A 24254-nucleotide genomic window follows, 5' to 3' on the forward strand; every position below is an offset into this window, starting at 1 on the left:
GGTCGCGCGTCGGTCAATCCAGGTAGTCCGCGTATTCCTTGTGCGCATAGCCGGCAAGCGCCTGCCACGGCAATGGCGCCCGTCGCGCAGCCGGCTCCTGGGTCAGGGTCAGCTTGCGCACGACACGACCGTCGGCACTCCGGTATTCGACCGACAGCGGCGCCTGCAGCCGTTCGCTCCACAGGATCCGGTTCACGCCGCGCGCGCCGGGCGACTCGACCGCCTGCTCGTACCAGCGGGTGCCGGGCGCGTCGCCGGGCTTCGCCGCGCCGAGCCGCTTCAGCTGCGACGGCGGCGTCACGTAGTACGCGTTGTCCCACGAGCCGTCGAAGCCCGTGGTTTCGTACTCGGCCGGCGGCACGCTGACGACCGTCCGGGTCGCCGCGTCCACATACTCGATGCGCGCCGTCTTGCCGTCGTACGTGACGTGACGTGCGGCTGCCTGGAAGTTGAAATGCTTGTGGCCGGCATGGGCGGCGGCCGGTTGCACGCCGGCGCGCGGCGGATCCTGGCGCATACGGCCCGCGTCGTGGTCATGGTCGTGATCGTCGCCATGACCACCGCCCGCCGCCCCGACGGGCAGCACGCGCTCGACCCACACGTGCCCGTCGCGCCGAACCATCCGTTCGCGATACATCGTCGTGCGCGTCACGCCGTCGGCCGTGACCGTGCGGCTTTCGTGCAGCAGCACGGCGTCGAGATCCGCCGCCGCAAAGGCCGGGAGCGCGGTCAACCCGCAAGCGAGCACGCAGAGAAGCTGGCGTTTCATCGGGTGTTCCCGTTCATCATGAAGCAGCCGGCCTCAGAAACCGAACGCCGATCGCACGAGGCCGAACACCTTCGTGTTGTCGATCGTGCCCTTGAACGCCTTCGCATCCGCGCCGTCGGCAAACAGCATCACGTCGCCGCCGCCGTGCGTCTCCGAGCCCGCACTGCCCATCCGCACGCCGACTTCCTGCAGGTACGCGTCGTTCATCGCCGTGGCCGAATCGACCGATGCGCGCACGTTCGGCCGGTTCGCGCCATTGCCGAACACCAGCGTCGTGTAGGTATTGCCGTCGGCATCCTTGCTCGGCTGACCGTCGCGATAGTTGCGGCTGATGTCGAGAATCGGATTGCCGCGCTTCGAATAGCCGTTGATCGTCATCGTGTGGTCGTGGTCGGCCGTCACGACGATCAGCGTATTCGACAGGTCGACCTTCGACAGCGCAACGCGAATCGCCTCGTCGAATGCCGCCGTATCCTCGAGCGCGCGCTTCGCGTTGGTGCCGTGCAGCGCATGGTCGATCCGGCCGCCTTCGACCATCAGGAAATAGCCGTTCGAGTTCTTCGACAACACGTCGATCGCTTTCGACGTCATGTCCGCGAGGCTCGGCTGCGTCGGCCCTTCGCCCTTGCCCGCGACGCGGTCCAGTTCGTACTCGAGATGGCTCGTCGAACTGAACAGGCCCACCAGCTTGCCGTTGCCGGCCTGCGCGAGCTGGTCCTTGGTAGCCACGACCGTATAGCCCTTCGTCTTCATCTCGTCGAGCAGGTTGCGCCCGTCCGCGCGCCCACGCTTGTTCGCGACCGGATCGAACGGCGTCCAGTGATTTCGGCCGCCGCCCATCAGCACGTCCACGCCGTCGCCAAGCGCCGCGTTGTAGCCGGCACCGCCCGGCGCCGCCTGCGCGGCGATGTCGTACTGCGCGTCGCGATGGCAGATGTGCGAATAGGTCGCGGCGGGCGTCGCATGCGTGAGCTCGGTCGTCGTGATCGCGCCGACCGCCTTGCCGCGCGCCTTCGCCAGCTCCAGCAGCGTCGCGACCGGCTGGCCGTTGCCCGGCGCGCAGTTGTTGACGGTCTTGTTGCCGTTGACGTCGCTGCCCGGCGCGACCGCGCGCGTGTCGGACGACATCGACAGCACCTCGTTGTTCATCTTCACGCCGGTCATGTACGCGGCCATCGACGGTGCGCTGTCGGTGGTCTGCGCGTCGTTCGAGAAGGTCTTGACGCGCGCGGTGCGGGCCAGCTTCTCCATCGTCAGTTGTCCCGACTCGCCGACCTTGTAGATCCGGCTCGCCGTCACGGTCGTCGGCCCCATGCCGTCGCCGAGAAAGAAAATCACGTTCTTCGCCTGGCCGGCGGCCTGCGCCGCGCCGCATGCGAAACCCACGACGGCCAACGCCGCCGCGATGCACTTGATGGTCGACATCCTGTATTCCCCTGTACCCGTGTTGTCGGCGCTCAAAGCTGCACCGCGTTGCGCACCAGCTCGAAGACCCGGTTGTTCTCGATCACGCCGTGGAACGCATCCGCGCCGCGGCCGATCGCACCGAGGAACACATCCGTGCCGCCGTGCGTCTCGCTGCCCTTGTCCATCCGCACGACCGCCTCCTGGCGATAATCGTCGGCGCCCGTCACCGCGTCGGTGAGCGCGGTGCCCGCGCGACTGCCCTGCACGCGGTTTTCGCCGTTGCCGAAGCCGATGATCGTGTACGGCGCGCCGTCCGCGTCCTTCGCGACCGCGCCCGTCTGGTAGCTGCGCAGCACGCCCAGCACGCCGGGCTTGCCCGCTTCGGTCTTGCCGGTGCGCGCCGCATAGCCGTTCAGCACCAGCGTGTGATCGTGATCGGCCGTGACGACGATCAGCGTGTTCTTCAGGTCGGGATCGGTCTTGCGCACCTTGTCGAGCGTCGCCTTGATCGCGTTGTCGAACGCGACCGTGTCCTGCAGCGCGCGCTTCGCGTTGGTGTCGTGCAGCGCGTGATCGATCCGGCCGCCCTCGACCATCAGGAAATAGCCGTTCGGGTTGTTCTGCAGCACGTCGAGCGCGCGCGTCGCCATGTCGGCAAGGCTCGGTTCCTTGGTCGCACCGCGATCGAGGTCGTAGCTCATGTGACTCGACGAAAACAGGCCGACCAGCTTGCCGCTCTTCGTCGCATCGGCGGCCAGCAGGTCGTCGCGGTTCCGCGCGAACGCGTAGCCCTTGGCCTTCAGTTCGTTGACCAGGTTGCGTCCGTCGGTGCGCTTGCCGCCGCCGTCCTTCGGTACGAAGAATTGCGTGCCGCCGCCGAGCACGACGTCGACGCCGTCGCCGAGCGCGCCGTTGTAGCCCGCGCCGCCCGGCACGAGCTGGGCCGCGATGTCGTTCTCGGCATCGCGATGGCACACGTGCGCATAGGTCGCGGCGGGCGTCGCGTGCGTGACGCGCGTGGTCGTCACGACACCGGTGGCCATCCCTTTCGCCTTCGCGATCTCGAGCAGCGTCGACACCGATTTGCCGTTGTTCGCGCCGCAGTTGCCGGTGAGGCCGGCGGTCGGCTCGATCGCCTTCGTGTCGGGCGACATCGAAATCACTTCGTTGTTGGTCTTGACGCCGGTCATGTACGCCGACATCGACGGCGCGCTGTCCGTCACCTGCGCATCGTTGGAATAAGTCTTCACGAACGCAGATTCGGGCAGCGTATCGATCGTGAGCGCGCCGTCTTCACCGACCGCATAGATGCGCGCGGCCGTCAGCGTCGTCATCCCCATGCCGTCGCCGAGGAAAAAGATCACGTTGCGCGCCGCCGCCTGCACGGGCGCGGGCGTCGAGCTGGTCGGGCCGTCGTCGCTGTTGCATCCGGCAAGCGCAAAGGCGCCGGCACACAGCAGCGCCGCCATTTTGATTCGATTCATGTTGCCGGTTCCCCCCGGTGTTGCTGCTTTCGAAATGAAAGGCAATGGTAGGAATCTGATGTGACGGCAAGATGAATGGAAATTGGAAGGATCGGTATGACTTATGAAAGCAACCGGCGCGGCGCCATGTCCGGGCGCCTTGCGCGCGGCCGCGTCAACCGGCGTGTTCGGTGGCGGCGCCGCGCACGGTCACGATGCGCGCGGGCGGAATATTTGCCCAGACGATACGGCTGCCGGAGGCAACAAATGCCGAATCGCCCAGCGGATGACGGCCGGGCGAGCGCAAGTCGTACGTGAATTGAATCATCACGCCGTCGGCCGACAGCACGCGATGGCATTGCTCGACGATGGCCGTCACGTCCTCGCGCGGCAGCGTGCGCAACGGCAGGCACGACACGATCGCATCGACCCGCGCGGCGGGCGGCAGCAGCCGCTCGAGCTGCCGCGCATCGCCCCATACGATCGACACATCCGGAAAGCGTCGCCGCAGGTGCTGCACGAACGCCGGTGAACGCTCGACCACGACGAGGCGCCGTGGCGCGACGCCGCGTTCGAGCAACGCCGCGGTGATCGCACCGGTGCCGCCGCCGAGTTCGACGACCAGCCCGTCGCCGTCCGGCACCGCACCAGCCATCTCGCGCGCCAGATGCCGCGAACTCGGACACAACGCGCCCACCGCGGCCGGGCGGCCGACCCACTCGCGCACGAACAGTGCCGAGACACGCCACGCGTTCGGCCAGATCATTGGCCGGCCTCGATCTGTTTTGCCTTCAGCCTTGACGTGCCGATGACTTCGCGAGGCAGGGCAACGGCGACACGGGGCTTTTGCATGGGCATCCTCCTGGACGATCCGGTCCGCCGCAGGAAGAGCGACGATCAAATCGATTCTAGGAAACGAAAACTTAAGGCGACGTGAAGATTGTCCCTAATATCCCGCGCCGCCGCATCCGTGAGTGGGCCGCCGACGGGAGCGAAGCAGCGTGACCGATCGGGAACGAACGGCACGCCGCACCGCGCGCGGCACCGCCTCACCTCAGGTTGGTTCTCGCCAGCTCGACGATCTCGTCGCCGCGCCCGCTCAGGATCGCGCGCAGCATGAACAGGCTGAAGCCCTTCGCATGCGCGATCTCGATCTTCGGCGGCATCGCGAGCTCGTATTTCGACGTGACGACGTCGACCACCGCCGGCCCGTCATGCGCGAACGCCGTGCGCAATGCCTGCTCGACGTTCTCCGAATGCTCGACGCGTACGCTGAAGATACCCGCGCCCTTCGCGATCGCCGCGAAATCGGTCGGGCTCAGGTCGACGTTGGTATCGAGATAGCCGGCCGCCTTCAGCTCCATCGACACGAAGCCGAGCAGGCTGTTGTTGTACACGACGATCTTGATCGGCAGGTTGAGCTGCCGCGCGCTCAGCAGATCGCCGAGCAGCATCGACAGCCCGCCGTCGCCCGACAGCGACACCACCTGCCGCCCCGGATGCGCACCCTGCGCGCCGAGCGCCTGCGGCATCGCGTTCGCCATCGACCCGTGGTTGAACGAGCCGTGCAGTTGCCGCTTGCCGTTCATCGTCAGGTAGCGCGCGGCCCACAGCGTCGGCGTGCCGACGTCGGCCGTGAAGATCGCATCGTCGGCCGCAACTTCGTCGACGATCTTCGTCAGGTATTGCGGATGGATCGCGCGGCCCGGCGGCTCGGCCACCGCGAGATCGTCGAGCCCCTTGCGCGCGGCCGCGTAATGCTTCAGCGCATTCTCGAGGAAGCGCCGCTGCGTCTTGCGCGTCAGGCGCGGCAGCAGCGCGGCGATGGTTTCCTTCACGGTGCCGACGAGGCCGAGCGCGAGCGGCGCGCGGTGGCCGAGCTGCGAGCCCTTCCAGTCGATCTGCGCGATCTTCGCGTTCGACGGATAGAACGGCCGGTACGGGAAATCCGTACCGAGCATCAGCAGCGTGTCGCACGATTCCATCGCGTGATAGCCGGAGCTGAAGCCGATCAGCCCGGTCATCCCGACGTCGAACGGGTTGTCCCACTCGACGAACTGCTTGCCGCGCAGCGCGTGCACGACCGGCGCGCCGAGCGTGTCGGCCAGCGCGACCACTTCGTCGTGCGCGCCCTGCGTGCCGCTGCCGCACAGCAGCGTGACCGCGTCGGAGCCGTTCAGCAATGCCGCGAGCCGGTCGAGATCGGCATCGGCCGGCAGGATCGACGGCGGCGCCGATTCGCTCCACGCCGGCGCCTCTTCCGGGCCGTCGCCGAGCGCGATGTCGCCCGGCAGCACGATCACCGCGACGCCGCGTTCCTCGATCGCGGTGCGCATCGCGCGCGCGAGCACACGCGGGAACTGCGATGCGTTGGTCACGAGCTCCGCGAAGTGGCTGCACTCGCGGAACAGTTCCTGCGGATGGGTTTCCTGGAAGTAGCCGAGCCCGATTTCGGTCGACGGGATGTGCGCGGCGATCGCGAGCACCGGCTGGTGATTGCGGTGGCAGTCGTACAGCCCGTTGATCAGGTGCAGGTTGCCGGGGCCGCAGCTGCCCGCGCACACCGCGAGCCGCCCGGTCGATGCGGCATCCGCGCCGGCCGCGAACGCGGCGCTTTCCTCGTGCCGCGTGTGCATCCAGCGGATCGCCCCGATCTGGGCCAGGCTGAACGACAGGCCGTTCAGGCTGTCGCCCGTCACGCCCCAGATGCGCTCGACGCCCGCCGCCGCGAGCGTCTTCGCCAGGTATTCCGCCATCGTCTGTCTTGCCATCGCGCCCTCACTCGTTGATTGATCGAGACATGCATGAACCGGCCGTGCGCTCGCACGTTTCGCCGACCGGACGAGCATACGCGCCTGGCCCGCGCCGCGTCGCGACGGTGCAATCGGGCCGACTGCCGTATGAGGCGCACGCACGCGATTGGTTCGATCCGGCGCCTCGCCGCGCGGCCGGCGTCATCGTTTCGTCACCATTGCGCAGGCGAACGGACAGGCTGGCTGGTGCCGCGCTCAACCCCAGTCGGACGCCGACTCGTCCGGATCGACAAGCGTGAGCCCCGCCGCCGGCAGCGGCAGCGCGGTCTTGTAGCGCACCTGCTTCAGCGCGAAGCTCGACCGGATGTTCGACACGCCGGGAATCGTCGTCAGCCGCTCGATGATGAAACGCTCGAGCGTGCGCATGTCGGGCATCACGACGCGCAGCAGGTAGTCGGCGTCGCCCGACATCAAATAGCACTCCATCACCTCGGGCCGCTGCGAGATCGCTTCCTCGAAACGCTGCAGCGCGTCCTCGACCTGCTTCTCCAGGCTGACCTGGATGAACACGTTGATCCGCAGCCCGAGCGGCTCGGGATCGAGCAGCGTGACCTGCTGCCTGAACAGCCCGAGCTTCTCCAGCGCGCGCACGCGGTTGAAGCACGGCGTGGTCGACAGGTTCACCGCGCGCGCCAGTTCCGCGTTCGTGATCCGCGCGTTCTGCTGAAGCTGGTTCAGGATGCCGATGTCGATGCGGTCGAGCCGCTTGGGGGAGGTGCTCATGGTTTGAATATTCCTTTTCTCGCGACGATTCCGGAATATTTACACTATCCAGAGGCAAATTCCCAATGAAATCAGACGCATATTCTGTGATTCGACGCGTAGCATGAGTCCCATTGATGCGTGCCGCTGCCGGCGCGTGGGAGACTCATATGACGGATCTGTCGAACGGTATCGAACACGCGCAGCGCGCGGCCCACGCGCGCACCGATGCGGACCCGGAAGAAACCGCCGAATGGCTCGAGGCGCTCGACGCGGTGGTCGCGCACGTCGGCCGCGACCGCGCGCAATACCTGTTCGACCGGCTCGCCGAGCATGCGCGCGCAACCGGCCTCGCGTCGCCGCGCACGCCCGTCACGCGCTACCTGAACACGATTCCGCCCGCCGAGCAGCCGCCGTATCCGGGCGACCTTGACCTCGAGGACCGGCTGTCGGCCGCGCTGCGCTGGAACGCGCTCGCGATGGTCGTGCGCGCGAACCGCGCGTACGGCGAACTCGGCGGCCACATCGCGAGCTATGCGTCGGCGTCCGACCTGTTCGAGACCGGCTTCAACCACTTCTTCCGCGCGGCGTCGCCCGCGACCGGCGACGCACCCGGCACGGCCGGCGGCGATCTCGTGTACTTCCAGCCGCATTCGTCGCCGGGCGTCTATGCGCGCGCGTATCTCGAAGGCTTCCTCACCGAGGATCACCTGAAGCATTACCGCCGCGAAATCGCCGGCCCGGGCCTGTGCTCATATCCGCACCCGTGGCTGATGCCCGATTTCTGGCAGTTCCCGACCGGCTCGATGGGGATCGGCCCGATCAATGCGATCTACCAGGCGCGCTTCATGCGCTACCTGCAGCATCGCGGCCTCGCGAACACCGCGGGCCGCACCGTGTGGGGCTTCTTCGGCGACGGCGAGATGGACGAACCCGAATCGCTCGGCGCGCTGTCGCTCGCCGCGCGCGAGGGGCTCGACAATCTCGTGTTCGTGATCAACTGCAACCTGCAGCGGCTCGACGGCCCGGTGCGCGGCAACGGCCGCGTGATCGACGAACTCGAAGCGCAGTTCGCGGGCGCCGGCTGGAACACGATCAAGGTGCTGTGGGGCTCCGACTGGGATCCGCTGTTCGCGCGCGATCACGCGGGTGCGCTCGCGCGCGCGTTCGCCGATACGGTCGACGGGCAGTTCCAGACCTTCTCCGCGAACGACGGCGCGTACAACCGCGCGCGCTTTTTCAGCCAGGACCCCGCGCTCGAAGCGCTCGCCGCACAGCTCACCGATGCGGAGATCGACCGCCTGCGGCGCGGCGGCCACGACGCGCGCAAGCTGCACGCCGCGTATGCGCGCGCGCTCGCGCACCGCGGCCAGCCGACCGTGATCCTCGCGAAGACGATGAAGGGTTATGGGATGGGCACGGCCGGCCAGGGCCGGATGACGACCCATCAGCAGAAGAAGCTCGACGTCGACGATCTGAAGGCGTTCCGCGACCGCTTCCGGTTGCCGCTGTCGGACAGCGACGTCGAACAGTTGAAGTTTTACAAGCCAGCGGAAGACAGCCCGGAAATGCGTTACCTGCATGCCCGCCGGGCTGCCCTGGGAGGCTATCTGCCCAGAAGGCGGACAGCGGCATCGAAGGGGCTGACCGTCCCTTCGATGCCGGCCTGGGGAGCGTTCGCGCTGGATGCGGCCGGCCGCGAGATGTCGACGACGATGGCGCTCGTGCGCATGCTCGCCGCGTTGATCAAGGATCGCGACATCGGTTCGCGCATCGTGCCGATCGTGGCCGACGAAGCGCGCACGTTCGGCATGGCCAGCCTGTTCCGGCAGGTCGGCATCTATTCGCCGCTCGGCCAGCGCTACGAGCCCGAGGATCTCGGCTCGATGCTCTACTACCGCGAGGACACGCGCGGCCAGATCCTCGAGGAAGGCATTTCGGAAGCGGGCGCGATCTCGTCGTGGATCGCCGCCGCGACGTCGTACAGCGTGCACGACCTGCCGATGCTGCCGTTCTACATCTACTACTCGATGTTCGGCTTCCAGCGCATCGGCGACCTGATCTGGGCCGCCGCCGACCAGCGCTCGCGCGGCTTCCTGATCGGCGCGACGTCCGGGCGAACGACACTCGGCGGCGAGGGCCTGCAGCACCAGGACGGCAGCAGCCACCTCGCCGCGTCGACGATCCCGAACTGCCGCGCGTACGATCCGGCGTTCGCGTACGAAGTCGCGACGATCGTCGATGCGGGCATGCGCGAAATGGTCGAGCAGCAGCGCGACGTGTTCTATTACGTGACCGTCATGAACGAGAACTACGCGCAGCCGTCGATGCCCGACGACGATCCGGCCGCGCGGCGCGATGGCATCCTGAAGGGCATGCACCGGCTGCCGTCCGGTTCGAACGCAACGGCACGCGTGCAATTGCTCGGCTCGGGCGCGATCCTCGGCGAAGTGCTCGCCGCACAGCGGATGCTGAAGGACGACTGGGGCATCGACGCGGCCGTATGGAGCGTCACGAGCTTCAGCGAACTGCAGCGTGACGGGATGGAAGCCGAGCGTCGCGCGCGGCTCGACGACGACACGCACTCGACGCCGTACGTCACCGCCGCGCTCGCCGCGACGCGCGGGCCCGTGATCGCTGCAACCGACTACGTGCGCGCGGTACCCGAACTGATCCGCGCGTACGTGCCGCGCCGCTACGTGACGCTCGGCACCGACGGTTTCGGCCGCAGCGACACGCGCGACGCGCTGCGCGCGTTCTTCGAGGTCGACCGCGCGAGCATCGTGCTCGCGGCGCTGAAGGCGCTGGCGGATGATGGCGAGCTCGATGCGACTATCGTGCGCGACGCGCGAGAGCGTCTCGGCAAGTCGGCATATCCAGGCGTCGCGCCATGGCAGCGCTGACCGGACGACGCGACCGCGCAGCAGCCGACGACGATTCGTCGACCAAAACAATACGGCCAACTAGCCGAAGAGGCGTGGATCCAGCGCGAACGCTTCCTTGCCGATCACTTTCACACTCGAAGCAAAATCCGCATGCAGCGGGTTCAGCAGCAAGTTGAAGTCGGTCGGGCAGACGACTGACGGTACGCGCATCGCCAACTGATCGCCCGCTTCAAGCCAGACGCGCCCGATCCGGGCAGTCGACTCCGGATCCTGCGACAGTACCGCCCAATCGTCCGGCAGGTCCGGCTGGTACGCATTGTCATGGACGGTGTCGGGCACCTCCAGCGTCACTAAAAAAAATCCGCCAGCGGGAAGCAAGCCGGACATATGGACGAGTGACTCGAGCAACGACGTCGACGCATGGCAGCAGGTGTACAGCACGCGCATGCCGCGAGGATTCCAGCGGCCACCGGCGATCGCCGCGCCGTTCCCGCTCAGGTCGTCGGCCAGGTAGTGCCCCTTTCGTTCTTTCGCGAGACGATACAACCTCACGCGCCGACCCCGAACTGGGCACGGTTCAGAATGTCGCGCACCCGGTCGTAGCCGGGCTGTACGTCGAGCACTTCGAGCGGCTTCAAACCGTCGAGCTCTGCGTTCGCCCGGCTCATCCACGCCGCTGCGCGCTCGCTGTCCTCAAACAGATCGGTGGCGAGATCCAGTACGTAGAGCACGCGCGCAACGCGATCGGACTCGCCTTGCGACAACCGGTCGTGCTTGGCAATTTTCCGCAGAATGGTCGAGCTGGGCAGGCTCAGCGCGCTCAAGAGGGACTGAACCGGCACGCCGAGCAACTCGCGCGCGACACGCTCGATGATGACCGCGTCGAAACCCTCCGCGATCGCGCGCCGCTGCGACATCGGCGCCATCCGGCCAAAGGTGTCGAAATCGCCCTTGCCGGCGCCCAAACCGTTCGAGCCGCCCGCCGGCGTCGCGGCACGGGATGCGGCAACCCGCTTGGCAGGCTGACGGGCCGCAGGTGTGGTTGCTGTCATGGCGATTCCCAAATGGGTTAATTTGAATTCTCATTGTATACACCCAAACGGGAATTTTCAATTAGCCAAACGGCATAGCCTAGGCTAATGGGAATCGACGACGCTCCGCGCTACACCGGCAGCGCATGCGTCGACAATATCTCCTTGAGCACCATGAACGACCGCACCTGCCGCACGCCGGGCAGGTAGATCAGTTGCTCCGCGTGCAGCCGGTTGAAGCTCTCGTTGTCGCGTGTGCGCACCAGCATGAAATAGTCGAACTCGCCCGTTACGACGTGACATTCGACACATCCCGACACCTTCTGCGCGGCCTTCTCGAACGCGGCGAACGCTTCCGGCGTCGAGCGGTCGAGCACGAAGCCGATCACGACCAGCATGCCGGCCCCGAGCGGCTTCGGGTCGAGCAGTGCGACGATCCCGCGAATCATCCCCATTTCCTTGAGCCGTTCGACGCGCCGCAGGCACGCCGGCGCGCTCAGCTTCACCTTCGCGGCGAGGCTCACGTTCGAGATCGACGCGTCCTGCTGAAGCTGCCTGAGGATCGCGCGATCGATGCGATCGAGCGCGGGCGTGGCATCGGCCTGCGTCGCCGGTCTTCCAGTTAATTTCATTGCGTCTTCCTCGATTTTTTCGAACTCAAATTGCTTGATCAGCACTTGATTCGTTATCAACGTAGGCCGACGATATTTATTTCGCAAGCTCATTTCGCGCGTGCTTGCCTATCATTTTTCCATCGGGACACGGCGTGCCGCCCCTCCCGAACACACCGATGCCCGCGCCAACCCCGCCTTTCCGGAGACAAAAATCGATGAACCTGCAACGCTTCCCCCGTTATCCGCTGACGTTCGGCCCCACGCCCATCCAGCCGCTCAAGCGCCTGAGCGCGCACCTCGGCGGCAAGGTCGAGTTGTATGCGAAGCGTGAGGACTGCAACAGCGGCCTCGCGTTCGGCGGCAACAAGACCCGCAAGCTCGAATACCTGATCCCCGATGCGCTCGCGCAGGGCGCGGACACGCTCGTGTCGATCGGCGGCGTCCAGTCGAACCAGACGCGTCAGGTCGCGGCCGTTGCAGCGCATCTCGGCATGAAATGCGTGCTCGTGCAGGAGCACTGGGTCAACTACGACGATCCCGTCTACGACCGCGTCGGCAACATCCAGCTATCGCGGATGATGGGCGCCGACGTGCGGCTCGTTGCCGACGGCTTCGACATCGGCATCCGCCGTAGCTGGGAAGAAGCGATGGAGAGCGTGCGACAGGCAGGCGGCAAGCCGTATCCGGTTCCGGCCGGCTGTTCCGAGCATCCGCTCGGCGGGCTCGGGTTCGTCGGCTTCGCGGAAGAAGTACGTGCGCAGGAAGCGGAACTCGGATTCAGGTTCGACTACATCGTCGTGTGCTCGGTGACGGGCAGCACGCAGGCCGGGATGGTCGTCGGCTTCGCGGCCGACGGGCGCGCGGATCGCGTGATCGGGATCGACGCGTCGGCGACACCGGAGAAAACGCAAGCGCAGATCACGCGCATCGCGCGGCATACGGCTGAAATCGTCGAGCTCGGGCGTCGCATCGACGAGCAGGACGTCGTGCTCGACACGCGCTACGCGGGCCCCGAATACGGGCTGCCGAACGACGGCACGCTCGAGGCGATCCGGCTGTGCGCGCGGCTCGAAGGCGTGCTGACCGATCCCGTCTATGAAGGCAAGTCGATGCACGGGATGATCGACAAGGTGCGGCGCGGGGAATTCGAGCCGGGCTCGAAGGTGCTGTATGCGCACCTGGGCGGCGTGCCGGCGTTGAGCGCGTATGCGGAGATTTTCCGACAGGGGTGATGCGGGCCGGGCGGAGGCGCGGCGTGCGCTGTTAGCGCCAGTTTCGAGCCTCCGCCGAACGGGTGCCAGACGGCGCGGTTCGTCGATGCCTCGCGCGTCATCTGCTCGTTAAAAGCACGTGTCGTCGGACGAACCGCTCTGCGGACCCGCGTGACAGACCGTTGCAACGAGCATGTGGGCGGCAAAAACACATCTAATGCGCATCGACCTCTCCCTTGCGCCGAAACAACCGCGACACATACGCACCTGTCAGCATCACGAGGAACCGGCTGTTGGTCGACAGATAGCGCTTCCACATCCGCCCCGGTTCCTGGATGACGCGGAACGCCCACTCCAGGCCACTGCGCTGCATCCACAGCGGCGCACGCTTCACCTTCCCCGCCACCACGTCGAACGTCCCGCCTACGCCCATTACGAAATCGACGCCCAATTGGGATTTCCAGCGATTGATGAAGTTTTCCTTGCGCGGCGACGTAATCGCAACGAACAGGAGCTTCGCGCCCGACGCACAAATCTGGTCGACGACGGTACGCTCGTCATCCCAGAAGTAGCCATGGTGAATACCGGCAATCCGCAACATCGGGTACTTTGCCGAGACTGCGCAGGCCGCCTTTTGCACAACGACCTCGGAGCCGCCCAGCATGAAAACCGGCAGTCCGTCCTGCTGGGCCATGTCGAGCAGGCGCTCGAACAGGTCGACGCCGGCGACGCGCTCCGAAACGTCATGGCCAAGCAGGCGGGCGCCCCACACGACACCCATCCCGTCGATGTTGACGATATCGCAGGCATGCACCGAGGCGGCCAGCTCCGGATCGGCCTGCATATTGACCAGCTTGGCGACGTTGACGACCACGTGCTGCGTGAATTGCGAGCGCGCAATGCGATCGCGGATCAGCTCGACGGTTTGGGTCATGGTACCGACGTCCATCGGACAGCCGAACAGTTCAATGCGATTCATGCGAATTCTCTCCGGGACAGGGAATGGGACGACAGAGCGTCGGGCTGGACGTGGTTCGCAAGAAGGCCGATCGAATAGAACGCCCACGCTTGCGTCCATCGCAGGTAGTCAACGCGATTGACTGAACGGGCAGTGCGCTGATAGGCGAAGCGGCGTTCGGCAGGCAGGTAGAGCGTCTGCATCGCGCGATCGAATACACGCTGCGCCAGCGGGCGGTCGGACTCCACCGGCGACACCGTCAGCAGCGTGATCAGCGCTTGCGCGAACGAATGCATGTCGAGAGGCCAGATCCGGTCGGCGTAGTATTTCGCAGTGCCGTCGGGCGTGAAGAACGTGTTCCGGTAGTACTTGAGGCCCCGATCGATCGCGTCGTCGAAGCACCGCGTGCCCGCGGCCTGTCGCAGGCAGTGCAGCGCCTCGAGGTTGTAGCCGGTGTGGAAGCCGTCGACGAACGCGTGATGACTACGCAGGCCGTAAGCCCATGCGCCGTCGTCGCGCTGCATCGACACGCTGAGCATCGCCGCACGCAGCGCGCGTTCGCACATCGCGGAATCGCCGGTTCGGCGAGCCGTCTCTGCAACGAATGCGGTCACCCACAGGTTCGCGTTGTGGACGAACGCTGATTCGCCCGGGATGTATGCGTAGTATCCGGAACCGTCGTGTTCCGTATAAAGCGAATCCAGGAAGTATCCGGCATCGACAGCCGTGTCGATGAAACGGGAATCTCCGGTCGCGTCGCCAAGCGCGTACAGCGCCCGCGCGGCGTAGCACGTCGTGATTGCGTTCGGTGTGCCGACCGGTACAAAGAAAGCGCGCGCCGCCCAGTCGAAGTGATAACCCCATGCACTATGGCGCCACAGCCGCCGATCAACGCGTTGCTCCAGCAGCCAGTTGCCTAGCACGCGCGCTTCCGCAACGCTCGTTCCGTCGCCGATCCGACGTTCACGTTCAAGCAAACCGAGAATGATCAGCGCGATACCCTTCGGATTCCGCTTGCGTGGGACGCCGGCCAGACCGCGCAGATTGATCGGGCTGCGCTTGTGAAATTGAAGCCATGCGATGCGCGCGAGCGGCAAGCACGACAGGCCGGAATAACGAAACAGGCGGCTGTTCAGGCCATCGAACGGATCGTGGCCGGCGTAGTCGTGGCGCTGGCAATGCGCGAGCAGGCCGTCGGCGACGGCGGCGGGATCGGGAAATTCAGTCATCAATCGTTTCTCTTGACATCCACGGAGACAGCGCCGAAATACACGGCGAGTGCATCGACGTCAGTGGGATAGGTTTGCCAACTCGGCTTGTAGATGCCGAACTTGAGATAGCTGTGCCGATCGCCGACATACGCGTTCGGTATGCCATTCGCATCGAAAACGGCGAGCTTGTCCTTCCACACCTGCGTAATAGCCTGGCGCCCCGATGAATCGGGCGCATAGCGGATCGTCCAGTCAACCCATCTTCCCCGGTCATTCGCGGCGCAGCAGAGATGCCTTTGCGTGTCTTGCGTCGTATCGTGGCCGCCGCGGACGGATATGATGTATTCCGATCCAAACAGTTTCAGCATGACCGGGGGCGAGCCGCTATGCTCACCCTGGTGAATTTGAGTGAGGATTGCGAATTGCTTGCTATCGAATCTGAGATCGCTCGGAAGATAGGTGCGCCACCGGATCAGATATTCATGTCCGGGAGCAAGCTGGATGTCGCGCGGCAAGAGAAATTCTGCCCTCGGCAACCGATTGATCAGATGGGAAAAATCTTGACTCTTTCGAAGTTCGACTCGAATCGCGCGACGGTCAGAGGCAACCGGATCGTCAACCAGCGTGATATTCGTCGGCGTGGTTTGCTGGAACGTCAGGCCGTTCAGATCGTTATGCCACGAGTTCGAATAAACGGATTGGTAATCGGCAGACTCCACGCGAACTGCCGTCGTCGTTGCACAAGCCACGACCAGTATTGATCCGAGCCCTACCACAATGCCGGACGTGACGGGCTTGCCGAATTTCATACGGCGACTCCGTTCGTGATGTCGCGATAGCAATGAACATACCGCTCCGAAATCGCCTCGGCGACGTAGTTCTGTTTTGCCCGGGACAGTGCGGCGGCTTTCATGCGTGTCGCGAGAGCCGGATTTTCGAGTAGTTGACGAACACGGCCGGCAAGTGCCTCGGCGTCATTGGGTGGGACGAGATACCCGGTCACACCTTCGCTCACCAGATCTTCCAGCCCGCCAACCCGTGTGGCAACGACAGGCACGCCACAGAACATGGCTTCCAGTGCTGCGATACCGAATGCCTCGAACTGGCTAGGCAGACAGAACACGAATGCGTTTCGATAGAACGAGAGCTTGTCGTCGCGCTCGAGCCATCCCTCGAAATGGACTCGATCGATCACGTCATGAGCGTTTGCAACGCCACGCCATCGCTCCGTATCACCTTCGCCGGCCAGCCTCAGCGCGATATCGAATCCCTGCCTCGTGAGCAGGCCGAGAGCCTCGATCAGCACGTCGACGCCTTTCTGGGTCGACAAGCGGCCGGCAAATGCGATATAGGGTTGAACGCAGGCCTGCGGGCGATCATGCGAACCGCCGTGCATTGCATCATGTTCCGCATCCGTCGCGAAATTGGCAACGACGCTTGTATCGTCAGCGTTTCTCCGAAACTGATTCAACAGCCGTGCCGACGCAGAAGACGCGCCGATTACCGCATCAGCGCCTCCTATGAACTGACGTATTGCCGCACGCGTCACGCCGTCGGCACGCGCGACAAAGCGGTCGAAATTGCCCGAATGCAAATGGAACACCACCCGTCGTCGCATCGCTTTCGCGATCATATAGAGGGCGAACTTTCGGTAGAAGGAACCACGCTCCGAAACGTGGAAATGCACAACGTCGGCCCCCCTTGCGGCAAAGATGAATTTCGGCATGTCCGACGAAAAGAATCGCAGTGATGAACCGGTGTTCTGGAAGCCATGTGTTTCGAAGATCGTCGTTCCGATGTCGGCACGCTCGAAGCTGGCCCGCCGGGCGGCCAGTTCCCCGAGTACCGAAGCAATACCGCCGCGTTGACCATATCCGGGACCGACGTGCAATACGTTGATCCGGTTCGCGTTGGGAATCCCTGCATCACTCGCCTCATATCTCATTCGATTCCCCCCCCGATGACCTGGTATGCGCGGATAGCACATACATCATCAGCAACGCTGAAAACACATAGGATGGCGATAGAAATGCCATCGAGAACAGATTGTCGAAACAAAACGCAAGAACGACATACATCCAGATCATGTTTTTCCTCCTGGATTGCCCATAGAAAAGCATGAATGCGAGCCAGAGAATCGCGCCAAACAAGCCCATTTCGACAAACAAATGCGGGTAGAACGTATCGGTGGTCTTCAACACACCGTCGAGCCCATACCAGTTGAAGTGATAGGTCTGATATAGCGGCGAGTTGTACTTCACCGACGCGGGGCCGCCGAAACTCCCGAGGCCCTCGCCGAGCAAATTGCCGTTCAGCAGAGACTCGAACATCACCCGATAGGATTCCGCTCGCGCCGAGTTACCGGAGAGGATGTAGAACGACAGTTTCGCCATCGCGACCCGAACGAACGAATCGAATAATCCGATCAGCAGAAACAGAGTTCCGGCCAGCATCGCGAGAAGCGACACCGCCCAAACTCGAATATCCCGCCAGCCAAGAAATACCGGGTAAAGAATGACCGCGACGTACATCTTGAAAGAAAATCCGAGCAGCGAGAACAGCAGGAATACCCACGACCATTTCAGCCTGGACGAATTTCGAAAATGGAAGCGGCACAGCAAAAAAGCACAAAAGTTGATGAAGCTGAACTCCGAAAAGAATCCCATCCACCCCTGCGCACGCAGGAACAATCCCGAGTCGATCCGCACCGGCATGAACAGCGGCAGCCCAACCGCATACGACACGTAGAAATACAGCTGGAACAGGTCGTTGCTCACGACCACGCCGATGAACGTCTTGACCAGCACGTCGAGCCGGTCGCGGTACGGGAAGATCGCCACCGTGATCGCGACCGGAAAGAGGAAGCGGACGAGTTCCTCGATCCCGGCATGGACGTTGAACGACAGCAGCATCCCGATGCAGAGCGACACGGCGATGGGCAGCGCGAGAACGGCCAGCCGGTGAAATCGCGGACGCAACAGGATCGCCGCGAACACGAGGCCGAACGCGCCGATCTTCACGACCTGCGAACGATCGTCGTCGAGTGTGAGCAGCGTGTCGCTGACGCAGAAGACGAAGTAAGCGAGCGCCAGCAGGCCGGCGCCCAGGTCGGCCACGCGCGATCGACGATGCGGCACGATCGCCGGAAATCGGGCGGCCGCGTTCATGGACGCGCTCCCGCCGCCTGCATCGCTTTCATATCGGCGACGCCCAACGCGCTGATCGATTCCGTATAGGCCGCGCATACCCGCCGTGCATGCATCACGACGATCGCGTTCCGGATCAGCGTCACGACCACCGCGGATGCCAGCATGCAGAAGAACCCGATTTCGCCGCCGATGGCGACGCAGCCACCGAGCAAAACGACGAACAGTGCCGAGGTACCGATGTTGATCCGCGCGGTGGCCGCGCTCTGCTCGAACGCCATCATCACGTTGCTGCCGACGACGCCAAGGACGCCGGCCGCACACTGGATCGCCAGCAGCACGCCGCCCGCGAGCACCATGTACACGCCGTTGCCATCGAGCCCGTAGCGCCAGGTCAGCCCCGCCACCATCGCAAGGTTCGCGACAAGTACGACCAGATTCGACAGGTCGATATTGCGCCGCATCGCGCCCAGCGTCGCGTCGAGCGGCGCCTTGTCCTTCTTCCGCTTAACGAGGTCCGGCAATTGCGCGATCGAAATGGCGCGCGGCAGCAGGTTGCCGATCGCGGTCACCGAGGAAAACAACGACAGCATCCCCGCGAACGACGCACCGCACATCGCGTTCGCCATCGGTACGGTCACCAGCGCGATGCCGCCTGACAGGAAATTGGTCAGCCCGAACTGCAGCCCCTTCACGTCGATGCGCATCGAAAACGCGCGACGATCGGGCATGCCGATCGCGGCGAACATCGCGACGGCCACCACGACCAGCGCAACGGCGAGGCACAGCGACGCGGAATAGCCGTGGCGCGTGCCGATCCACAGCATCGCGCACGAGCCTGCGATCAGCAGGCAGTCGAACGCGATCGTGATCCGGTAGCGGCGGTACGACACGAAGAAATGCCGCGCGAGCTGATACACGGTCCAGCCCCACATCAGCGCGACCACGCCGCCGAGATCGAACGCGACGAAGCCTGACGCGGACACCAGCACGCATGCGATCGTGGCGGCCACGGCGGTCCATCCCGCCATCGACACCAGCGAGTAGAACGCGCCGCGCGCCGCCTGCTCCCCGTCGCTCGCCGGTACGCGTACCAGAATCAGCGTCGCCCAGCCGATGGCCGTGAAGAAACCGATCATCTGTGCGATCGACAGGTTGGACGCCGCAGCCCCAAGCTCGTCCAGCGAATAGATCCGCTGGACGAGCCAGAACGTCAGCACGCGATAGAGGCCGGGCGCGCCGGTACAGACAAGCGCCTCGACACGGCCCAGCAGATTTTTGGCGTCGGCATTCCGCAGCATGATTTTTGTGCGCCCGTCCGTTACCCGCGCGCCAGCACGCCGCGCGTGTCGATCACGACCTTGGTCTGCAGCCGCACTGGGTCCATGCGACGGAACGGGGCGTGATCGACGAGGATCACGATCACGTCGGCTTCGGCCAGCGCTATGTTCAGATCGCACAGCCGGGTCGTTGCTTCCAACGCTGCCGGCAACGCGGCGATGTTGGGTTCGACGACCAGCAGCGTCGCGTCGGCGTTCGCCGCCAGCGCTTCGACGATCTCCATCGCCGGGCTCTCGCGCAGATCGTCGATATCCGCCTTGAACGCAAGCCCGAGACACGCGATCACCGGCTCGCGGAACCGGCTCGCCGCCTGCCGCACACGCTCGTAGACGAAATGCGGCTTGTCGTCGTTCACGTTGCGCGCGGTGCGGATCAAACGCGCGTGCTCCGGCGCGGAATCGACGATGAACCACGGATCGACCGCGATGCAATGACCGCCCACGCCCGGCCCAGGCTGCAGCACGCTGACGCGCGGATGGCGGTTCGCCAGCCGGATCAGTTCCCATACGTTGATGTCCAGCTGGTCGCAAATCACCGACAGCTCGTTCGCGAACGCGATGTTCACGTCGCGAAACGCGTTCTCGGTCAGCTTGCACATTTCGGCAGTGCGCGCATCGGTCAGGATGCACTCGCCGCGCACGAACACCTCGTACAGCTCCTGCGCACGCGTGCCGCATTTGCGCGTCATGCCGCCGATCACGCGGTCGTTCTCCACGAGTTCGCGCACGACATGGCCCGGCAGCACGCGCTCGGGGCAATGCGCGATACGGATGTCCGAGCGCTCGCCGGCCTGTTGCGGAAAGCTCAGGTCCGGGCGGTGCGCCGCGAGCCACGCCGCAATTTTTTCGGTCGCGCCGACCGGCGAAGTCGACTCCAGCACCACCAGGTCGCCCTTCTTCAGCACCGGCGCGATCGACCGGCATGCGGCCTCGATATAGGTCAGGTCCGGCTTGTTGCCATCGGCAAACGGTGTCGGCACCGCGATCAGGAACGCATCGGCCGGCTCGGGCGTTGCCGTCGCGCGCAGGTAGCCTTGCGTCACGGCGGCATGCACGAGCATGTCCAGTTCGGGTTCGACGATATGGATCTCGCCGCGATTGATCGTGTCGACCGCATGCTGCGACACGTCGACGCCGACCACGCTTTTACGGCGCGCGGCAAAGGCCGCCGCGGTGGGCAGGCCGATATAGCCCAGCCCGATGACGGAAATGGTTTCGAATGACATGAATGAGGTTCTCCAGACGTCGGGGGATTCAGCAGGGCGAGCCGGCCAGGTATGCCGGCCCCTGCGTCAGGATCGGCGGCGAGACCAGCAGATCCGCAATCCGCTCGCTTGCACGACCGTCGCCGTACGGGTTGTGCGCGCGGCTCATCGCGCGATAGGCAGCGCCGTCGTCCCACAGCTCGACCACCGCGCCGACCAGCCGCTCGACTTCGGTACCGACCAGCCTCACCGTGCCGGCCGCGACGGCTTCCGGCCGCTCGGTGGTGTCGCGCATCACGAGCACCGGCTTGCCGAGCGACGGCGCCTCTTCCTGGATCCCGCCGGAATCGGTCAGGATCAGCCACGCGCGGCTCATCAGGTACACGAACGGCAAGTACTCCTGCGGCTCGATCAGCACGACGTTGCCGATGTCGCCGAGCAGCCGCGCGACGGGTTCGCGCACGTTCGGATTCAGGTGCATCGGGTAGACGATGCGGCACTCCGGATAGCGCTTCGCGATGATCGCGATCGCTTCGCAGATCTGCTCGAACCCGCGGCCGAAGTTCTCGCGGCGATGGCCGGTGACGAGGATCATGCGCCGCTCGTCGTCGACGAACGGAAACCGCTCGCGCATCTGCCGCACCAGCGCCCGGTCGTGCTTGAGGCGCTCGGTGATCGTCAGCAACGCATCGATCACGGTGTTGCCGGTCACGTGCACGCGAGCGGCTTCGACGCCTTCGGCCAGCAGGTTCGCCCGTGAGGTTTCGGTGGGCGCGAAGTGATGCAGCGCGAGCGCGCCCGTCACCTTCCGGTTCGCCTCTTCCGGCCACGGTGAATATAGGTTGCCGGTGCGCAACCCGGCTTCCACGTGACCGACCGGAATGCGTCGGTAGTACGCCGCGAGCGTCGCGCCGAGCGTCGTGGTCGTATCGCCGTGCACGAGCACGAGATCGGGCCGGAACGATTCCAGCACCGGGTCGAGCGCATTGAGGATGTGCCCGGTCAGGCTGCCGAGCGTCTGCCCCGCGCGCATCAGGTCGAGATCGAAATCCGGCACGATGCCGAACAGGTCGAGCACCTGGTCGAGCATCTGGCGATGCTGGGCCGTCACGCAGACGCCGCAGCGCACGCCTTCGCGGGCCCGCAGCGCGTGGACGAGCGGCGCCATCTTAATGGCTTCCGGACGGGTGCCGAACGTGACGAGGATGTTTTCGTGGTGATGGGTCATTGGAATCTCCGTCGGCGAATCACGTGCGATCCGCCGCGGTTTGCGAATCGGCGTTGTCATACCCGTACGCGCCGTAGTTGCCGTACCGGGCGGAGCGCAGCCCCGGTCGGAAGCCGTTGAACACGACCGCGGTCGCGCGCGCGCCGGCGCGTTCGATCCGCTTCGCCGCTTCGAGCAGTTCGCCCGAGGTCGTCACGCCGGCACGTGCCGCGAGCAGGATCGTGTCCGCCTGCGCGGCCAGGACGACGGCGTCCGTCACCGGCAACAACGGCGGCGCGTCGAGCAGCACGACGTCGTAATCGCGTGCGACGTGCATCAGCAACGCCGACAGACGATCGGAAGACAGCAGTTCGACAGGCCGGTCGGCATACGGGCCGGCCGGCAACAGGTCGACGTTCGGCGCAACGTCGCGCACGATGGCGTCGGCGGCGGTCGCGCCGCCGCGAAGGACGGTCGACAGGCCGATCTCCGGCCGCATGCCGAAGCGCTTGGCCAGCTCGCCGCGACGCAGGTCGCCGTCGATCAGCAGCACACGCTTGTTCGACTGTCCGAGCAGCGCGGCCACGTTGGCCGACACGAACGATTTCCCGACACCCGCGGACGGTCCCGTGATCAGCACACGGTTGCCGTCGGGCTGGTCCATCAACTGGAATCGCAGCGCCGTGCACAGGCTTCGCAGCGCCTCGACCGCGGGTTCGTTCGGTCGCGCCAGCGCCAGGACCGTCGCCCCGCCTGCCGCAGCGTCACGCTGCGCAAGCCGGTGTTGCGCAACGCTGTGCGGAATCGTCGCCATCACGTTCAGGTTCGTGTCGCGCTCGATCTCCGCGGGATCGGTCACGCCGCCGAACAGCACCGCGCGGCCGATCACGGCGCACGTGCCGAGCACGAGCCCCATCAGGGCGGCCATCACCGTGACCAGCGCCGGCCTTGGCCGCACGGGCTTGTCCGGCACGATCGCGCGATCGATCACGCGCACGTTGCCGATCTTGCTCGCGGTCGCCAGGCGAAGCTGCTGGACGCTGTTCAGCAAGCCGACATACATCTCCGTTTGCACGGTCACATCGCGGCGCAGGCGTACGACGTTCTGCTGCGCATCGGGCAAGCGCCGGATCGTGTCGTTGATCGTCCCGACCTGCGCGTTGGCGGCGGCGATCTGCCGGTCGACCGCCGCGAGCTCCGGGTGAGCCGGCGTCAGCGTCGACGCCAACGCCCGCCGCTTCTGTTCGAGCTCGAACAGCGACATCTGCGCGGCGGTCGATTGCGTCAGCATCGCCTTCGCCTGCTCGGTCAGGTCCACGATTTCATGGCGGGCCTGGTATTCATTGAGGCGATCTTCGGCCGCACGCAACTGACGCTCCACGGTCGGGACCTGGTCGCTCAGGAACGCCAGCGACTTCTCGGCGGTGGCCGCCTTGCGGCTTGCGTTCTGCCGCACGTAGTTGTCGGCGATCGCGTTCAGCACGGCAGCCGCGCGCACCGGATCATGGCTTTCGTACGACACGCCGATCACGCCGGACTGATCCTTGCCGCGGCTCGCTATCGTCAGTTTCTTCTGCAGTTCGGCGAGCACGACCTGCCTCGAATCCGCCTTCACGACGAACTGCGCGCCCACTTCGGCTTCGATGCCGGCCACCTGCAGCGTCACGTCTCCGGCGGCCGTCTTCACGTGCAGCGGCTCGCCGATCGCGCCTTCCACATCGCGATCGAGATCGCTGCCGGACAGGCGATAGCGCCCGTCGCCCAGCGACGTGACGATGAACGCATGTTGCTGGAAGTCGCGCGGCACGTCGAATGCCGGAACATCGATGCGCTCGTTGCCCCAGACGAACCCGCCGATCCCGAACAAGCCGGGCGTCGACAGCCTGCGATTGAAGCGCGCGACGGCGGAGCCGATCACGGGCACGCGGCGCGGATACGCTTCGATGTGCAGGCGCTGACCGTCGACGACCGGTTCGGTCACGAGCCGCGAGCGCAGGATTTCCATCTCGCCGTCGTCGGTCGACTTCACGTCGAACAGCGCGCCGAGGCCGCCGACGAGCCCGCCCTCCGCCATGCTGCGCAGGTCCGAGCCGCCGCTTTCCACCTGCACGGCAATGTCTGCCTTGTAGACCGGCTTCACGACGAAGGCATAACCGGCTCCAAGCGCGGCACACGCCGCCGTGACCGCGACGATGCGGCCTGCGTGCCGGATCAGCACGTCGAGGATGCCGCGCACGTCGAGTTCGTCGGCGTCGTGTAAATGAGGTTGGCGTGGGTTCGATGCGTTCATTG

Annotated in this window: 20 protein-coding genes; 2 read left to right on the forward strand and 18 right to left on the reverse strand. The window is 65.2% G+C overall.

Going from position 1 to position 24254, the window contains the following annotated elements; translation table 11 throughout:
• Window positions 1-13: 13 nt before the first annotated feature.
• From BT264_RS08455 to BT264_RS08480, 6 genes are all read right to left on the reverse strand, one after another.
• Window positions 14-769 (reverse strand): hypothetical protein, encoded by a 756-nt coding sequence (locus tag BT264_RS08455; protein ID WP_072438257.1) that lies wholly within the window; start codon window positions 767-769, stop codon window positions 14-16.
• 33 nt (window positions 770-802) lie between these two features.
• Window positions 803-2194, reverse strand: coding sequence for an alkaline phosphatase (locus BT264_RS08460; RefSeq protein WP_072438254.1), 1392 nt, complete (start codon window positions 2192-2194; stop codon window positions 803-805).
• Between the two features lie 32 nt (window positions 2195-2226).
• Window positions 2227-3660, reverse strand: coding sequence for an alkaline phosphatase (locus BT264_RS08465; RefSeq protein ID WP_072438252.1), 1434 nt, complete (start codon window positions 3658-3660; stop codon window positions 2227-2229).
• A gap of 154 nt (window positions 3661-3814) precedes the next feature.
• Window positions 3815-4405 (reverse strand): class I SAM-dependent methyltransferase, encoded by a 591-nt coding sequence (locus tag BT264_RS08470; protein ID WP_072438250.1) that lies wholly within the window; start codon window positions 4403-4405, stop codon window positions 3815-3817.
• A 283-nt stretch (window positions 4406-4688) separates the two neighbouring features.
• A complete protein-coding gene (gene poxB / locus BT264_RS08475) occupies window positions 4689-6410 on the reverse strand; it encodes a ubiquinone-dependent pyruvate dehydrogenase (protein WP_072438248.1) in 1722 nt (573 codons plus the stop codon).
• 237 nt (window positions 6411-6647) lie between these two features.
• Complete coding sequence (locus tag BT264_RS08480) at window positions 6648-7175, reverse strand: Lrp/AsnC family transcriptional regulator (protein ID WP_072438246.1); 528 nt, start codon at window positions 7173-7175, stop codon at window positions 6648-6650.
• A 149-nt stretch (window positions 7176-7324) separates the two neighbouring features.
• On the opposite strand from BT264_RS08480, the gene mdeB reads away from it, so the two are divergent.
• Window positions 7325-10057 (forward strand): alpha-ketoglutarate dehydrogenase, encoded by a 2733-nt coding sequence (gene mdeB / locus BT264_RS08485; protein WP_072438244.1) that lies wholly within the window; start codon window positions 7325-7327, stop codon window positions 10055-10057.
• 60 nt (window positions 10058-10117) lie between these two features.
• On the opposite strand, the gene BT264_RS08490 is transcribed toward mdeB, so the two are convergent.
• The 3 genes from BT264_RS08490 to BT264_RS08500 all read right to left on the reverse strand — a co-directional run bounded on the left by BT264_RS08490 (window position 10118) and on the right by BT264_RS08500 (window position 11702).
• Window positions 10118-10591 carry an RES family NAD+ phosphorylase gene (locus BT264_RS08490; RefSeq protein WP_072438242.1) on the reverse strand — a complete coding sequence of 158 codons (474 nt, stop codon included), beginning with the start codon at window positions 10589-10591 and terminating at the stop codon, window positions 10118-10120.
• Window positions 10588-11091 carry a type II RES/Xre toxin-antitoxin system antitoxin gene (locus BT264_RS08495; RefSeq protein WP_072438240.1) on the reverse strand — a complete coding sequence of 168 codons (504 nt, stop codon included), beginning with the start codon at window positions 11089-11091 and terminating at the stop codon, window positions 10588-10590. Before BT264_RS08495 ends, BT264_RS08490 begins: the two co-directional genes overlap by 4 nt.
• A 110-nt stretch (window positions 11092-11201) precedes the next feature.
• Entirely contained in the window at window positions 11202-11702 is a 501-nt protein-coding gene (locus BT264_RS08500; RefSeq protein WP_072438520.1) for an Lrp/AsnC family transcriptional regulator, read from the reverse strand.
• Between the two features lie 197 nt (window positions 11703-11899).
• On the opposite strand from BT264_RS08500, the gene BT264_RS08505 reads away from it, so the two are divergent.
• The gene (locus tag BT264_RS08505) at window positions 11900-12916 is read left to right on the forward strand and encodes a 1-aminocyclopropane-1-carboxylate deaminase (RefSeq protein ID WP_072438238.1); all 1017 of its coding nucleotides are present in this window, start codon (window positions 11900-11902) and stop codon (window positions 12914-12916) included.
• A gap of 193 nt (window positions 12917-13109) precedes the next feature.
• Here the strand turns inward: BT264_RS08505 and BT264_RS08510 are convergent, their stop codons facing one another.
• From BT264_RS08510 to BT264_RS08550, 9 genes are all read right to left on the reverse strand, one after another.
• Window positions 13110-13874, reverse strand: coding sequence for a WecB/TagA/CpsF family glycosyltransferase (locus BT264_RS08510; RefSeq protein WP_072438236.1), 765 nt, complete (start codon window positions 13872-13874; stop codon window positions 13110-13112).
• A complete protein-coding gene (locus BT264_RS08515) occupies window positions 13871-14950 on the reverse strand; it encodes a prenyltransferase/squalene oxidase repeat-containing protein (RefSeq protein WP_256260590.1) in 1080 nt (359 codons plus the stop codon). The genes BT264_RS08510 and BT264_RS08515 overlap by 4 nt, the downstream gene beginning before the upstream one ends.
• Window positions 14951-15081: 131 nt before the next feature.
• The gene (locus tag BT264_RS08520) at window positions 15082-15873 is read right to left on the reverse strand and encodes a polysaccharide lyase family 20 protein (RefSeq protein WP_072438231.1); all 792 of its coding nucleotides are present in this window, start codon (window positions 15871-15873) and stop codon (window positions 15082-15084) included.
• Complete coding sequence (locus tag BT264_RS08525) at window positions 15870-17009, reverse strand: glycosyltransferase family 4 protein (protein ID WP_072438229.1); 1140 nt, start codon at window positions 17007-17009, stop codon at window positions 15870-15872. Before BT264_RS08525 ends, BT264_RS08520 begins: the two co-directional genes overlap by 4 nt.
• A complete protein-coding gene (locus tag BT264_RS08530) occupies window positions 16999-18231 on the reverse strand; it encodes a hypothetical protein (RefSeq protein ID WP_072438226.1) in 1233 nt (410 codons plus the stop codon). Before BT264_RS08530 ends, BT264_RS08525 begins: the two co-directional genes overlap by 11 nt.
• A complete protein-coding gene (locus tag BT264_RS08535; protein ID WP_072438224.1) occupies window positions 18228-19511 on the reverse strand; it encodes a hypothetical protein in 1284 nt (427 codons plus the stop codon). The genes BT264_RS08530 and BT264_RS08535 overlap by 4 nt, the downstream gene beginning before the upstream one ends.
• A gap of 20 nt (window positions 19512-19531) precedes the next feature.
• Window positions 19532-20776, reverse strand: coding sequence for a UDP-N-acetyl-D-mannosamine dehydrogenase (wecC, locus tag BT264_RS08540; RefSeq protein WP_072438222.1), 1245 nt, complete (start codon window positions 20774-20776; stop codon window positions 19532-19534).
• A gap of 28 nt (window positions 20777-20804) precedes the next feature.
• Window positions 20805-21983 carry a non-hydrolyzing UDP-N-acetylglucosamine 2-epimerase gene (wecB, locus tag BT264_RS08545; protein WP_072438220.1) on the reverse strand — a complete coding sequence of 393 codons (1179 nt, stop codon included), beginning with the start codon at window positions 21981-21983 and terminating at the stop codon, window positions 20805-20807.
• A gap of 19 nt (window positions 21984-22002) precedes the next feature.
• The gene (locus BT264_RS08550; RefSeq protein WP_083533938.1) at window positions 22003-24252 is read right to left on the reverse strand and encodes a polysaccharide biosynthesis tyrosine autokinase; all 2250 of its coding nucleotides are present in this window, start codon (window positions 24250-24252) and stop codon (window positions 22003-22005) included.
• Between the last annotated feature and the right edge of the window lie 2 nt (window positions 24253-24254).

The organism is Burkholderia sp. NFPP32 (assembly GCF_900119325.1).
In the GTDB taxonomy this organism is placed as follows: Bacteria; Pseudomonadota; Gammaproteobacteria; order Burkholderiales; family Burkholderiaceae; genus Burkholderia; species Burkholderia pyrrocinia_C.